This is a genomic window from Streptomyces sp. NBC_00252 (assembly GCF_036187565.1).
GTDB lineage: Bacteria > Actinomycetota > Actinomycetes > Streptomycetales > Streptomycetaceae > Streptomyces.
Genome location: NZ_CP108087.1, coordinates 7,652,167 through 7,665,694, shown reverse-complemented (window position 1 = coordinate 7,665,694; position 13,528 = coordinate 7,652,167). Strand labels below are relative to the sequence as shown.

General features: G+C 70.2%; 14 protein-coding genes. 8 read left to right on the top strand and 6 right to left on the bottom strand.

The features are described from left to right. The first annotated feature begins 188 nt into the window (after positions 1–188). The 4 genes from ectA to thpD are packed head-to-tail and all read left to right on the top strand — an operon-like array spanning position 189 to position 3,368. A complete protein-coding gene (gene ectA, locus OHT77_RS34045) occupies positions 189–695 on the top strand; it encodes a diaminobutyrate acetyltransferase (protein WP_266767380.1) in 507 nt (168 codons plus the stop codon). Between the two features lie 49 nt (positions 696–744). Continuing rightward, positions 745–2,016: a diaminobutyrate--2-oxoglutarate transaminase gene (gene ectB / locus OHT77_RS34040; protein WP_328832252.1), complete on the top strand. Its 1,272-nt coding sequence runs from the start codon at positions 745–747 to the stop codon at positions 2,014–2,016. 45 nt (positions 2,017–2,061) lie between these two features. Beyond that, entirely contained in the window at positions 2,062–2,466 is a 405-nt protein-coding gene (locus OHT77_RS34035; RefSeq protein ID WP_266767384.1) for an ectoine synthase, read from the top strand. Positions 2,467–2,471: 5 nt separating this feature from the next. Next, positions 2,472–3,368, top strand: a complete 897-nt coding sequence (thpD, locus tag OHT77_RS34030; RefSeq protein WP_328832251.1) for an ectoine hydroxylase — start codon at positions 2,472–2,474, stop codon at positions 3,366–3,368. 94 nt (positions 3,369–3,462) lie between these two features. Here thpD and OHT77_RS34025 read toward each other — a convergent pair whose 3' ends face one another. The 4 genes from OHT77_RS34025 to OHT77_RS34010 form a co-directional block, all read right to left on the bottom strand. Beyond that, the gene (locus OHT77_RS34025; protein WP_402420928.1) at positions 3,463–4,512 is read right to left on the bottom strand and encodes an aminotransferase class V-fold PLP-dependent enzyme; all 1,050 of its coding nucleotides are present in this window, start codon (positions 4,510–4,512) and stop codon (positions 3,463–3,465) included. A gap of 127 nt (positions 4,513–4,639) precedes the next feature. Beyond that, positions 4,640–5,368, bottom strand: coding sequence for a DsbA family oxidoreductase (locus OHT77_RS34020; protein WP_328832249.1), 729 nt, complete (start codon positions 5,366–5,368; stop codon positions 4,640–4,642). A gap of 77 nt (positions 5,369–5,445) precedes the next feature. Next, entirely contained in the window at positions 5,446–5,937 is a 492-nt protein-coding gene (locus OHT77_RS34015) for a GNAT family N-acetyltransferase (protein WP_328832248.1), read from the bottom strand. After that, positions 5,934–6,929 carry a GlxA family transcriptional regulator gene (locus OHT77_RS34010; protein ID WP_328832247.1) on the bottom strand — a complete coding sequence of 332 codons (996 nt, stop codon included), beginning with the start codon at positions 6,927–6,929 and terminating at the stop codon, positions 5,934–5,936. The genes OHT77_RS34015 and OHT77_RS34010 overlap by 4 nt, the downstream gene beginning before the upstream one ends. Positions 6,930–6,999: 70 nt before the next feature. On the opposite strand from OHT77_RS34010, the gene OHT77_RS34005 reads away from it, so the two are divergent. Then, a complete protein-coding gene (locus tag OHT77_RS34005) occupies positions 7,000–8,364 on the top strand; it encodes an MFS transporter (protein WP_328832246.1) in 1,365 nt (454 codons plus the stop codon). On the opposite strand, the gene OHT77_RS34000 is transcribed toward OHT77_RS34005, so the two are convergent. Continuing rightward, entirely contained in the window at positions 8,330–8,938 is a 609-nt protein-coding gene (locus tag OHT77_RS34000; protein WP_328832245.1) for a DUF1349 domain-containing protein, read from the bottom strand. The genes OHT77_RS34005 and OHT77_RS34000 overlap by 35 nt on opposite strands. A gap of 45 nt (positions 8,939–8,983) precedes the next feature. Then, a complete protein-coding gene (locus tag OHT77_RS33995; protein WP_328832244.1) occupies positions 8,984–10,513 on the bottom strand; it encodes an aldehyde dehydrogenase (NADP(+)) in 1,530 nt (509 codons plus the stop codon). 131 nt (positions 10,514–10,644) lie between these two features. Here OHT77_RS33995 and OHT77_RS33990 point away from each other — a divergent pair, with 131 nt between their 5' ends. The 3 genes from OHT77_RS33990 (at position 10,645) to OHT77_RS33980 (ending at position 13,473) form a co-directional block, all read left to right on the top strand. Then, a complete protein-coding gene (locus tag OHT77_RS33990; protein ID WP_019060609.1) occupies positions 10,645–11,418 on the top strand; it encodes an IclR family transcriptional regulator in 774 nt (257 codons plus the stop codon). Between the two features lie 4 nt (positions 11,419–11,422). Further along, positions 11,423–11,896 carry a GNAT family N-acetyltransferase gene (locus OHT77_RS33985; protein WP_328832243.1) on the top strand — a complete coding sequence of 158 codons (474 nt, stop codon included), beginning with the start codon at positions 11,423–11,425 and terminating at the stop codon, positions 11,894–11,896. Positions 11,897–12,018: 122 nt separating this feature from the next. Beyond that, positions 12,019–13,473, top strand: a complete 1,455-nt coding sequence (locus tag OHT77_RS33980) for a peptidoglycan D,D-transpeptidase FtsI family protein (protein WP_328832242.1) — start codon at positions 12,019–12,021, stop codon at positions 13,471–13,473. The last annotated feature ends 55 nt before the right edge of the window (positions 13,474–13,528 follow it).

Here is a 13,528-nt window from a genome sequence, read left to right as displayed (position 1 = left end):
AATTCGCGCAGATCTCGTGAGGGTTACACCCCTGTGACCCGTTACACAGAGCGCCCGTTTCACGCCTTATGCGGTGGTCAAAGTATGACATAAAGACCGCCATCGCACGCGTGATAACACAAGCGGGCCTCAGACGTAACCCCATCCCTCCATGCAATTTCGAATTTCCCTCGGTAAATTCAATTCGCATGACTGCCACCCAAGCAGACCTGCACATCGACCGCCCCACGGTGGCCGACGGCGCCGCGTTGTGGCGTATTGCCAAGGACTCGAACGCCCTCGACCTGAACTCGTCTTACAGCTATCTGCTGTGGTGCCGGGACTTCTCCCGTACCTCGGCCGTCGTCCGTGACGAGCGCGGCGAGCCGGTCGGCTTCGTCACCGGGTACGTGCGGCCCGAGCGGCCGGGCACGCTGCTTGTGTGGCAGGTGGCCGTCGACGCCGCGCAGCGCGGTCGCGGGCTGGCCGCCCGGCTGCTCGACGGACTCACCGCGCGGGTCGCCGAGGAGTACGGCGTGACCGAGGTCGAGACCACGATCACGCCCGGCAACACCGCCTCCGAGCGCCTCTTCACGTCGTACGCCGAACGCCACGGCGCCCCCGTGGAGCGCACGGTCCTGTTCGAGACCGGTGACTTCCCGGACGGACCGCACGACCCCGAGGTGCTCTACCGCATCGGCCCGCTGGGTCACTGAGCCCCCCGTTGCCCGCCACCCGCACCCCCCACACCGAGGAGCGATTCGCGTGACCATCACCCAGCCCGATCTGAGCGTCTTCGAGACCCTGGAGTCCGAGGTCCGCAGCTACTGCCGCGGCTGGCCCACCGTCTTCGACCGGGCCCGGGGCAGCCGTATGTACGACGAGGACGGCCACGCCTACCTCGACTTCTTCGCGGGCGCCGGCTCGCTGAACTACGGGCACAACAACCCGGTCCTGAAACGGGCGTTGATCGACTACCTGGAACGCGACGGCGTCACGCACGGGCTCGACATGTCGACCGGTGCCAAGCGCGCGTTCCTGCAGACCTTCCAGGACCTGGTGCTGCGCCCGCGCGACCTGCCGTACAAGGTGATGTTCCCGGGCCCGACCGGCACCAACGCCGTCGAGTCCGCGCTGAAGCTGGCGCGGAAGGTGAAGGGCCGCGAGGCGATCGTCTCGTTCACCAACGCCTTCCACGGGATGTCCCTCGGCTCGCTCGCCGTGACCGGCAACGCCTTCAAGCGGGCCGGTGCCGGCGTCCCGCTGGTGCACGGCACGCCGATGCCGTTCGACAACTACTTCGAGGGCAAGGTCCCCGACTTCCTGTGGTTCGAGCGGCTGCTGGAGGACCAGGGCTCCGGCCTGAACAAGCCCGCCGCGGTGATCGTCGAGTCCGTGCAGGGCGAGGGCGGCATCAACGTCGCCCGCCCCGAATGGCTGCGCGCGCTGGCCGAGTTGTGCGAGCGCCAGGACATGCTGCTGATCGTCGACGACATCCAGATGGGCTGCGGCCGCACCGGCGCGTTCTTCTCCTTCGAGGAGTCGGGCATCGTCCCGGACATCGTCACCGTGTCCAAGTCCATCAGCGGCTACGGCCTTCCGATGTCGCTGTGCCTGTTCAAGCCCGAGCTGGACATCTGGGAGCCGGGCGAGCACAACGGCACGTTCCGCGGCAACAACCCGGCGTTCGTCACCGCCACCGCCGCCCTGGAGACGTACTGGGCGGACGGCGCCGCGATGGAGAAGCAGACCCGGACCCGCGGTGAGCAGGTCGAGCAGGGGCTGATCTCGATCACCGAGGAGAACCTCGCCGACATCAGGGAGTACCGGGGCCGCGGTCTGGTCTGGGGCATCGAGTTCAAGGACCCCGAGCGGGCCGGCCGGATCTGCGCCCGCGCCTTCGAACTCGGCCTGCTGGTCGAGACGTCGGGCCCGCAGAGCGAGGTCGTCAAGCTGCTGCCCGCGCTGACCATCACCCCCGAGGAGCTGGACGAGGGTCTGAGCATCCTCGCCCGCGCCGTACGCGAAACCGCCTGAACCGAACCACCAGCTGTTACTGCGTCAAGGAGGCGTCACCACACCGTGATTGTCCGTTCGTTCAAGGAACTCGAAGGCACCGACCGGCACATCAAGGCCGCGTCCGGCACCTGGGAGAGCAAGCGCATCGTCCTCGCCAAGGAGCGGGTCGGTTTCTCGGTGCACGAGACCATCCTCTACGCGGGTACCGAGACGTCGATGTGGTACGCGAACCACATCGAGGCCGTCGTCTGCGTCGAGGGCCACGCCGAACTCACCGACAACGAGACCGGGCAGACGTACACGATCACGCCCGGGACCATGTACCTCCTCGACGGCCACGAGCGGCACACGATGCGGATCAAGGAGGACTTCCGCTGCATCTGTGTCTTCAACCCGCCCGTCACCGGACGGGAGGACCACGACGAGAACGGCGTCTACCCGCTGCTGACCGAGCCCGAGGAGGTGTGACGAGCATGACCACCGTCACCGACATCACCGACCTGTACCCGAGCCGCGGCACCACCGAGGTGTCCGTCCCGCGCAAGGACCCCGTCGTCTGGGGCTCCCCCGACACCCCGGGACCGATCCCGACGGCCGACCTCCAGGCCTTCGAGCGCGACGGCTTCCTCTCCATGCAGGAACTCCTTCGCGACGACGAGGTCGAGGTCTACCGGCAGGAGTTGGAGCGCCTCGTCACCGATCCGGCGATCCGGGCCGACGAGCGGTCGATCGTCGAGTCGAAGTCCAAGGAGATCCGGTCCGTCTTCGAGGTGCACCGGATCAGCGAGGTGTTCGCGCGTCTCGTGCGGGACGAGCGGGTCGTCGGGCGGGCCCGGCAGATCCTCGGTTCGGACGTGTACGTCCACCAGTCGCGGATCAACGTGAAGCCGGGCTTCGGCGCGAGCGGCTTCTACTGGCACTCGGACTTCGAGACCTGGCACGCCGAGGACGGTCTGCCGAACATGCGCACCGTGTCCGTGTCGATCGCGCTCACCGAGAACCACGACACCAACGGCGGCCTCATGATCATGCCGGGCTCGCACCGCACGTTCCTCGGCTGCGCGGGCGCGACCCCCGAGGACAACTACCGCCAGTCGCTGCAGATGCAGGACGCGGGCACGCCCTCGGACGAGGCGCTGACCGGGATGGCCTCCGAGTACGGCATCAAGTTGTTCACGGGCAGGGCCGGTTCGGCGACCTGGTTCGACTGCAACTGCATGCACGGCTCCGGCGACAACATCACGCCGTTCCCGCGCAGCAACGTCTTCATCGTGTTCAACAGCGTGGAGAACACGGCCGTCGAGCCGTTCGCGGCTCCGGTACGGCGCCCCGAGTTCATCGGCGCCCGGGACTTCACCCCGGTGAGGTGACGGCGAGGCGGTTCACCGCGAGGGCACCCCGGTCACGGCGACCGGGGTGCCCTTCCGCACGCCAACTCCCTTGAAGCGCCGGCCTCTTCCCGCGTCAGCCGGCCAGGACCTCCAGCAGCCGGTCGACGTCCTCGGCCGTGTTGTAGAGATGGAAGGCCGCCCGCAAGTTCCCCGCCCGGTCGGAGACTTCGACCCCCGCCGCGCTCAACTCGCCCTGCCGACGCCCGAGTCCGGGCACGGAGACGATCGGTGCCCCGGGGGACGCCACCGGTTCGTGCCCGAGGGCGTCGAGCCCCGCGCGGAAGCGGTCGGCGAGGGCCAGGTCATGGGCGCGTACGACGTCGACCCCCACCTCCTCCAGCAGCGCGAGCGAGTGGCGGGCTCCGGCGTAGGAGAAGAGGGCCGGGCTCTCGTCGAACCGGCGGGCGGAGTGGGCGAGTTCCTCGACCGGGCCGTAGCAGCTGTCCCAGGGGGCCTCGCCCGCGACCCATCCGGCGAAGACCGGGGTGAGGCCGCCGAGGTCCTCCGGGGTGACGAGGAAGGCGACCCCGCGGGGGCAGAACAGCCACTTGAAGCCGACGGAGGCGACGTAGTCGTAGGCGCCCGCGTCGAGGTCGAACCAGCCGGTGGCCTGGGACGCGTCGACATACGTGCGCGCCCCGTGTTCCTGTGCCGCCGCCCGCAGCGCGGGCAGGTCGGCGATGCGGCCGTCGGCGGACTGGGCGGCGCTGACCGCGACGAGCGCCGTGCCGGGGCGTACCGACTCGGCGATCCGCTCCAGCGGGACGGCGCGCACCTTGAGGTCGGGGCGCATGTGGAAGGGGTTCACCACGGAGCTGAAGTCGGCCTCGGCGGTGAGGACTTCGGCCCCGGCGGGCAGTGAGGAGGCGATCAGCCCGCTGTAGACCGCGACCGAGGCCCCGGCCGCCACCCGGCCGACCGGTACCCGGGTCAGCCGGGCGAACGCGGCGCGGGACGCCTCGACGTCGTCGAACATGTCGGTCGGCGTACCGACCGCGGCGGCCTCGATGGCGGTGCGCATCGCGGTGACGGTACGGGTCGGGAGGAGGCCGGTGCTCGCGGTGTTGAGGTAGGTGTTCTTCGGGGCGAACTCGGCGCGGACGAGGCTCTCGAAGGTCTCCATGCCCCCACTCTGCGGCGCCGGAAAGCCCTCGTCCATTGCGGATTTTTACGTGGATCCGCTAAGGAACGCTTATAGGTCACCGGACGGTCGCCCCTGACCAGCGCCTTTCAGCCAGGGGCTACGGCTGTCAGGCCTGCGGCACCGCGCACCCGTCGGGCCCGCACGCCTCGGCGTCGCCGCCGCTGCCGGTCCCGCTGTCGATCAGCTTGAGCGGCGCGTGCTCGCCCCACGCCTGGGTCAGCGCCTGGGCGAAGACCTCGGCGGGCTGGGCGCCGGAGACGCCGTACTTGCGGTCGAGGACGAAGAAGGGGACGCCGTTGGCACCCAGCTCGGCGGCCTCGCGCTCGTCGGCGCGGACGTCGTCGGCGTAGGCGGCCGGGTCGGCGAGCACCTTGCGGGCGTCGTCGGCGTCGAGCCCGGCACTGGCGGCCAGCTCCACGAGCCGCTCGTCGTCGCCGAACACGGACCGCTCCTCGGCGAAGTTCGCCTTGTACAGCGCCTGGATCAGCTCGTCCTGGCGGCCGTGCTCCTTGGCGAAGTGGAGGAGGCGGTGCATGTCGAAGGTGTTGCCGTGGTCGCGGTCGCGGGTGCGGTAGTCGAGCCCCTCGGCGGCGGCCTGCGCCCCGAGGTTGTCCTCACCGGCCTGCGCCTGCGCCTCGCTCATCCCGTACTTCTTGGTGAGCATCTTGATCACGGGCTGGGTGTCGCCCTTGGCGCGGCCCGGGTCCAGCTCGAAGGACCGGTGCACGACCTCGACGCCGTCACGGTGCGGGAACGCGTCGAGCGCCTTCTCGAAGCGGGCCTTGCCCACGTAGCACCACGGGCAGGCGATGTCGGACCAGATCTCGACGCGCATTCTTCGGCTCTTTCCAGGACGTACGGATGGAACGGAGACTCCCTCCGTCTCCCCCGTGAACGTTCAAGCACCTCGCTTCATTCCCCCGCCACGTCCAGCCGCATCCCCAGGTGATGACCACCGTCGCCCGGCTCGGCGACCCATCCCTGCCGCACGTAGAACCCCTGCGCCCGCTCGTTGTCGACATGCACGTCGAGTACGGCGCTCCGCCGCCCGTCGGCCCGCCACTGCTCGACGCAGGCCGTGTGCAGGACCGTGCCGAGCCCGGAGCGCCACCGCTCGGGCTCGACGTGGAACTGGAACAGCTTGACCGTGTCCGCCGCCCCGCCCTCGGGGGTGCGGAAGGAGGCGACGGCGACGATACGACCGCTCTCCACGACGCACAGCACATGGGCGTCGGGCCGCTCGATGACTCCGCGCCAGGCGGCGAGCCAGTCCCGCCCGTCCTCCGGGACGCCGTCGGGGTAGTACGTCGCCCGGGCCCGCGCGTGCAGCGCGGCGACGCTCTCGGCCTCCGCGGGCAGCGCCGTACGGATCACCCGGGCTCCACTGACTCGGTCGCTGATCATGCAACCGATGACGTGACCTCGGCCCCTCCGGTTCCCAGCCGGCTGTACTGCGTCCGGTAGGCGCTCGGCGTCAGCCCGGTGCGGCGGACGAGGTGGCCGCGCAGGGAGTCCGCCGTGCCCAGGCCGCAGGCGCGGGCGACCTGGTCCATGGGAAGGGCGGTGGTCTCCAGAAGCTCCTTGGCCCGCTCGACGCGCTGGTGGAGCAGCCACTGCAGGGGGCTCACCCCGCTCTCCGCGTGGAACCGGCGGGTCAGCGTGCGGACGCTGACGCCCGCGTGCCGGGCCAGGTCGGTGAGGGTGAGCGGCTTGTCGAGGTTGCGCATGGCCCAGCCCCGGGTGTCCGCGCAGGCGACACCGCGCTCGGGCGGCAGCGGGGTCTGCGTGAACTGGGTCTGCCCGCCCGGCCGTACGGGTGCCACCAGGGCGAGGCGGGCGACCTCGTTGGCGATGGCAGCGCCGTAGTCGGTGCGGATGATGTGCAGGCAGAGGTCGATGCCGGCGGCGTATCCGGACGCGGTCAGGAACTGGCCGTCCTGCACGTAGAGGACGTCACCGGTGACGTCGACCTCCGGATAGCGGCTGCGCATCTCCTCGGCCTGGTTCCAGTAGGTCGTGGCCCGGCGCCCGTCCAGCAGCCCGGCCTCGGCCAGGGCGAACGCGCCGCTGCAGATGGACGCGATGCGCTTGCCCGCGGCGGCGGCCTCGCGCAGGGCGCTGACCGTGCGCGGGTCGGGCGTGTACCGGTGCCCGGTCCCGACGACGAGCACCAGGTCCGCGTCCCGCACGACGCCGAGCCCCTGCCGTACGTGCAGGTCGAGGCCGCCCGTGGTCGGCACGGGCCCGGGTTCCGGAGCGCAGATGACCGTCTCGTAGCCCCGCTCCCCGTCGACCTCGACCCGATCGAACAGCAGCTCCGGGATGGCCAGGTTGAACATCGAGACAGGGGTCGCCGCGACAACGGCGACCCGACGGGGACGGCTGGGCTGGACCATGGCCAGAACCTCCGGACGTATGGCATTCCGGCCACTACTGTACGGCGCCGCCCACCCGCACCATGAGGACATGACGACGTCCACCACCCAACTCACGCCCCGCACCAGGGACTTGCCCCCGCTCTCCCCCGCGCTCACCCTCACCGCCGCACTCCTCGGCTTCGCGCTCATCACCCTCGACGCGTCCGTGGTGAACGTGGCGCTGCCGTCGATCGGGACCGCGCTGGGCGGCGGGATGTCGGGACTGCAGTGGGTGGTCGACGCGTACGCGCTGTCCTTCGCCGCCCTGATGCTGTCCACCGGCGCCTTCGCCGACCGGGCCGGGGCGAGCCGCGCGTACGCGATCGGTATCGCCCTCTTCACCCTCGCCTCGGCGGCCTGCGGCCTGGCCCCGAACCTCCCCGCGCTGATCGGCGCCCGCGCGCTCCAGGGCGTGGCGGCGGCCGTGGTCCTCCCGGCCTCCCTTTCCCTGGTACGGCAGGCCTACGCCGAACCGGTCAAGAGGGCGCGTGCGGTGGCGACTTGGGCGGCCGGCGGCGCGGTACCGGTGGCGCTCGGCCCGGTGGCCGGAGGGGTGCTGACCACGCTCTGGGACTGGCGGGGCATCTTCTTCGTCAACCTGCCCCTGGGCGCGACGGCACTCGCCCTGCTCCTCCGGGCCCCCCGCTCGGAACGCCGCCCCGCGCCCCTGGACCTCCCCGGCCAGCTGACAGCGGTGATCGCCCTGACGGCGGCGACCTTCGCGGTAATTGAACGCGGGGGCACGGGACTTGTGGCCGCGCTCATCGCGATCCTCGCGGCCGGGGCCTTCATCACCGTCGAAAGGCGCCAGTCCCACCCGGTGGTGCCGCTCGCCCTGTTCCGCAGCCGTACGGTGTCGGTGGCGGTCGCGACGGGCGCGGCGTGCAGCGTCGCCTTCTTCGGGCTGACCTTCGTCTTCGCGCTCTTCTTCCAGCAGGTGCAGGGCCGTTCGGCGCTGTACGCCGGCCTGATGTTCCTGCCGATGACCGGCCTGATCCCGCTGACGAACATCGCGGCGGGCAGACTGGCGGCCCGTCACGGCGCCCGACTCCCCATGCTGACAGGCCAGTTGCTGGCCGCACTGGGCACGCTCGTCCTGCTGTCCGTCGACGAGAGCACGCCCCCGCTGCTGGTGGCGGTGCTCCTCGTACCGATGGCCCTGGGCTGCGCCCTGACGGTCCCGCCGCTGACCGCGGTGATGATGGACGCGGTGACGGCGGAACGCGCGGGCCTGGCGGCGGGCGTACTCAACTCCGCGCGTCAGGTGGCAGGCGGCCTGGGCATCGCGGTCTTCGGAGCACTGGTCTCCGCCGACTTCACGGCGGGCCTGCGAGAGAGCCTCGCGATCAGCGCGACCCTCTTCGCGGCAACGGCTTTCCTCAGCTTCCGTCTCGCAGATCGTTCGGCCAACTAGGCCTGAACTCAAGGTGGTCGTACGTCACGACGCACCCCTCCCCCATCGGCGACTGGGCCATGAACCCGACGAGCGCGGCATCGGTCTCCTTCTCGTCACCGAGCGTGAAGAGCCGGATGAATATCCACTTCTTCCCGTCCCGGGACGCGTGAAAGGCAAACGCCCGCCCGGTCCGACTGACCCGCAGCCACACCGAACTCCCGTCCACGGTGAAGGAGTTGGCGTCGTCCGAGTGCCCCCGCGTGACCACCGTGCACACGGTGGGCACGTCGGGCGAGTACTCCAGGCAGAGCTTGGCCCAGGCCCGCTCCCCCACGTGGACGTAGAGCACCCCGGCATCGAAGGACCCGGCGAACCCGACGGTGACGCGGGCGATCAGCTGGAAGTCCCCATGCGGCGCCCCCAGCAACCGAGGCGCGTCGGAGGCGGGTTCCAGCCCTTCCCCGGTAGGCGGCACGAACCGATCCTGCCGGGGCCCGGCCCATCCACTGAGCACACCGTCGTCGTACGACCAATGCCCGTCGGGACCGTAAGTGCGGAGGAGAAAGGGCAGTTGGGAAAGTTCCAAGTCCATCGACTAATCATCTCAGCCCAGGGGGAGTGTTTTTCAGGGGCGGCGCTACCGCTCCAATCGCCCGTCATAACGCCGGGGCAGCCCCAGCGGATTGGCGTCCCGAAGCTCCAACGGCAGCAACGCTTCGGGCGTGTTCTGATAAGCCACAGGCCGAAGCCACCGCTCAATGGCCGTACCCCCGACAGATGTCGAGGTGGACGTCGTAGCCGGGTAAGGCCCTCCGTGATGCTGAGCCGGCGCCACGGCAACCCCCGTAGGCCACGCATTCACCAGCACCCGCCCGGCCAACGGAGTGAGTTCCGCGAGGATCTCCGGCCCACGCCCCTCCCCGGCCGCCTCCCCCGCCGACAGCTGAACCGTCGCCGTGAGATTCCCGGGCAGTCGCGACAACACGGCGTTCGCCTGCGCGTCGTCGTCGTAGCGCGCCACGACCGTGACCGGCCCGAAGCACTCCTCGAGCAGCAGGTCGTACGCGCCCTCGGCGACCAGCTTCTCCGCCGGGACCGTGAGGAACCCGGGACTCACCGTGTGCTCGCTCCCCGCCCCCGGCGTCACCGGCGACTCCACCTCGGGCAACCCCGCCCGCTCGGTGACGCCCGCGAGGAAGTTGTCCCGCATCCGGTGGTCCAGCAGCACCCCGGAGTCCGTGTCGCTCACGGCATCCGTGAGGGACTTGACCAGCCCGTCCCCGGCGGCACCGGACGGCACCAGCACGAGCCCCGGCTTCACACAGAACTGCCCGACACCCAACGTCATCGAACCGGCGAGCCCCGTACCGATCGCCTCGGCCCGCTCGGCCGCGGCAGCCTCGGTCACGACCACCGGGTTCAGGGAGCCCAGTTCGCCATGGAACGGGATCGGGACCGGACGTGCCGCCGCCGCGTCGAAGAGGGCACGGCCGCCGCGTACGGACCCTGTGAACCCGGCCGCCGAGACCAGCGGGTGCTTGACCAGCTCGACGCCCGCCTCGAAGCCGTGCACCAGGCCGAGGACACCGGCCGGGATGCCCTGCTCGGCGGCGGCCCGGCGCAGCACGCTCGCGACCAGCTCGGACAGGCCGGGGTGGTCGGGGTGCGCCTTGACGACGACCGGGCAGCCGGCGGCGAGCGCGCTCGCGGTGTCACCGCCGGGGACGGAGAAGGCGAAGGGGAAGTTGGACGCCGAGTAGACGGCGACGACACCCAGCGGCACCTTGTAGCGGCGCAGGTCCGGGATCGGCGGGGTCGCGGTGTCGTCGGGGTGGTTGATCACCACGTCGAGGAAGGCGCCCTCGTCGACGATGTCCGCGAAGGCCCTGAACTGGTAGCAGGTACGGGCCAGTTCGCCGTTCAGCCGGACCGGGCCGAGCGCGGTCTCCGCGTCGGCGACCTCGACCAGCTGGTTCTTGGCCGCCTCGAGCTGGTCGGCCGCCCCGCGCAGGAAGGCCGCGCGGACGGTACGGTCGGCGAGCGAAGCCCGCGCCGCGTGCGCGGCGCGGACGGCGGCGTCCACCTCCTGGGCTGTGGCCTCCACCGCAACCTGTTCCCGCTGCTTCCCGGTTCGGGGGTCGACACTCCAGACTGGTGCTGCTGCCACCGCGGGTCCCTCCACATGTAATGCCGCAGTTCTGGGTCATTCACCAGGGTCGTTCGATATGCTGAACGCTGTCTCTGATGATGAATATGCTCTCGGAGACTATTTCCCGTCGAACGAAGGGGTCAAGGGCGATGTCGGCAGGCGAGACAGGCGGCGGGGCACAGGTCAAGTCCGCGGTGCGGACGGTGGAGCTGCTCGAATACTTCGCGGGCCGGCCCGGAATGCACTCCCTCGCGGCGGTCCAGGAGGCCGTCGGATATCCCAAGTCCAGCCTCTACATGTTGCTGCGCACCCTGGTGGAACTGGGCTGGGTGGAGACGGACGCGACGGGCACGCGGTACGGCATCGGGGTGCGGGCGCTGCTCGTGGGCACCTCGTACATCGACGGCGACGAGGTCGTGGCGGCGGCCCGCCCGACCCTGGACCGGCTCTCGGACGACACCACCGAGACCATCCACCTCGCCCGCCTCGACGGCACGAACGTGGTCTACCTGGCCACGCGCCAGTCGCAGCACTATCTACGGCCCTTCACCCGCGTCGGCCGCCGGCTCCCCGCGCACTCGACCTCGCTGGGCAAGGCGCTGCTGAGCACCTACTCCGACGAGCAGGTCCGCAAGATGCTCCCGGAGACCCTGCCCGCGCTCACCGAGCACACGATCACCGACCGCGAGAAGCTCATCGAGGAGCTCCACCAGGTCCGCGACCAGGGCTTCGCCGTGGACCGCGAGGAGAACACGCTGGGCCTGCGCTGCTTCGGCGTGGCGATCCCGTACCGCACCCCCGCGCGGGACGCGATCAGCTGCTCGGTGCCGGTGGCGCGGCTGACGCCCGCGCACGAGCAGATGGTGAAGGACGCCCTGTTCGACGCCCGCGACCGGCTCACCCTCGCCACCCGGAGGCTCTGAACTCATGCAGGTCTCGCTCCGCCCGATCCACGACAGCGATCTGCCGGTCTTCTTCCGGCTGACGAACGACCCCGAGTCCGTCCGGATGGCCGCCTTCACCGCGAAGGACCCGACCGACCGGGACGCCTTCGACGCCCACTGGAAGCGCATCCGCGCCCTGCCCGGCGTGCGGAACCGCACGGTCCTGGCCGACGGCGACGTCGTGGGCAACGCCGCGGTCTACGGCGACCCGGGCGAGCGCGAGGTGACGTACTGGATCGACCGCGCCTACTGGGGCAAGGGCATCGCGACGGCCGCGCTGCGCGACCTGCTCGCCGAGGAACCCGAACGCCCGCTGCACGCGCGCGTGGCGGCCGACAACCCGGGCTCGCGGCGCGTGCTGGAGAAGTGCGGGTTCCGCGTCACCGGGCACGACCGGGGCTTCGCGAACGCGCGGGGCGAGGAGATCGACGAACTGCTGCTGACGCTGGAGGCGTAGCGGACCGCGGTGGTCGCGTGCGGCTGTCGATGTCCTGAACGGCCGCTGATTTCATGAGCGCTCGATGAGAAATGGCGATGTCAGGGAACGATTCGTTCCCGTCCGGTCGTCTTCAGAGCGGGATGAACAAGACGATCAGGCGCGCCTCCGTCTTCGCGCTGCTCCTGGTGCTCGCCCTCCTGGCGAGGGCGACCTGGGTGCAGTTCTACGACGGCCAGGCCCTCGCGGACGACAAGGACAACCGGCGGAACGCGATCGCGACATACGCGGACCCGCTCGGGAACATCATCGTGGCCGGCAACGCGATCACCGGCTCCGCGCGGACGGGAAGCAGCAGCGACCTCGCGTACAAACGCACGTACACGGACGGCAAGCTGTACGCGGCGGTGACGGGCTATGCCTCGCAGAGCTACGCGCCGACGCAGTTGGAGGGGATCTACACAGATCTCCTCGACGGCACGGACAGCGGCCTGAAGACCGTCATGGACACGGTCACCGGCAAGCGGGCCGCCCCGGGCAACGTGGTCACGACGATCGACCCGGCCGTGCAGAAGGCGGCGTACCACGCGCTCGGCGACAAGAAGGGCGCGGCCGTCGCGATGGACCCGACGACCGGCAAGATCCTCGCCGTCGTCTCGACCCCGTCCTACGACCCCTCGACGCTGACCGACGCCGACACCGCGGGCACGGCCTGGAAGAAGCTCACGAAGGACCCCGACAAGCCGCTGACCAACCGCGCGCTGCGCCAGCCGCTGCCGCCGGGTTCGACGTTCAAGCTGGTCGTGGCGTCGGCCGCGCTGGAGAACGGGCTGTACTCCTCGGTCGACGAGAAGACAGCCAGCCCCTCGCCGTACACCCTGCCCGGCACGGTCACGAAGCTGAGGAACGAGAGCGCCTCCGCGCCCTGCGAGGACGCCTCGATCCGGGTGGCGCTCGAGTACTCGTGCAACACCGTGTTCGCGAAGATGGCCGTGGACCTGGGCCAGGACAAGGTCAAGGCGATGGCCGAGAAGTTCGGCTTCAACGACGAGAAGCAGGACATCCCGGTGCGCGCGTACCCGAGCGTGTACCCGTCCGACATGGACAAGTCGTCCACGGCCCTCACCGGCATCGGCCAGTACGACGTGACGGCCACCCCGCTCCAGATGGCCATGGTGTCCGCAGCCATAGCCAACAACGGCAAGCTGGTCTCCCCGCACATGGTGTCCGAGACCACCGACAGCGGCGGTGACGTGGTCCACAACTACGACGCCACGACGACCCAGCAGATCGTCAGCTCCCGCACCGCTCAGCAACTCCAGTCGGCGATGCAGTCGGTCATCACGGACGGCACCGGCACGAACGCCAAGATCGCGGGCGTGACGGTCGGCGGCAAGACCGGCACGGCCCAACACGGCGTGAACAACGACCAGTCCCCGTACGCCTGGTTCACGTCCTACGGCAAGTCCGACTCGACGGGCAAGGAGATAGCCGTAGCGGTGGTCGTCGAGCAGTCGGACGCAGCAAGATCGGAGATCAGCGGCAACGGTTTGGCGGCCCCGGTGGCCAAGGCCGTGATGAAGGCAGCGTTGCTGTGATGCCGCTAAGGGGCGCGAGGAACTGCGCGACCAGCCACAACAAACCGCAAGCCGA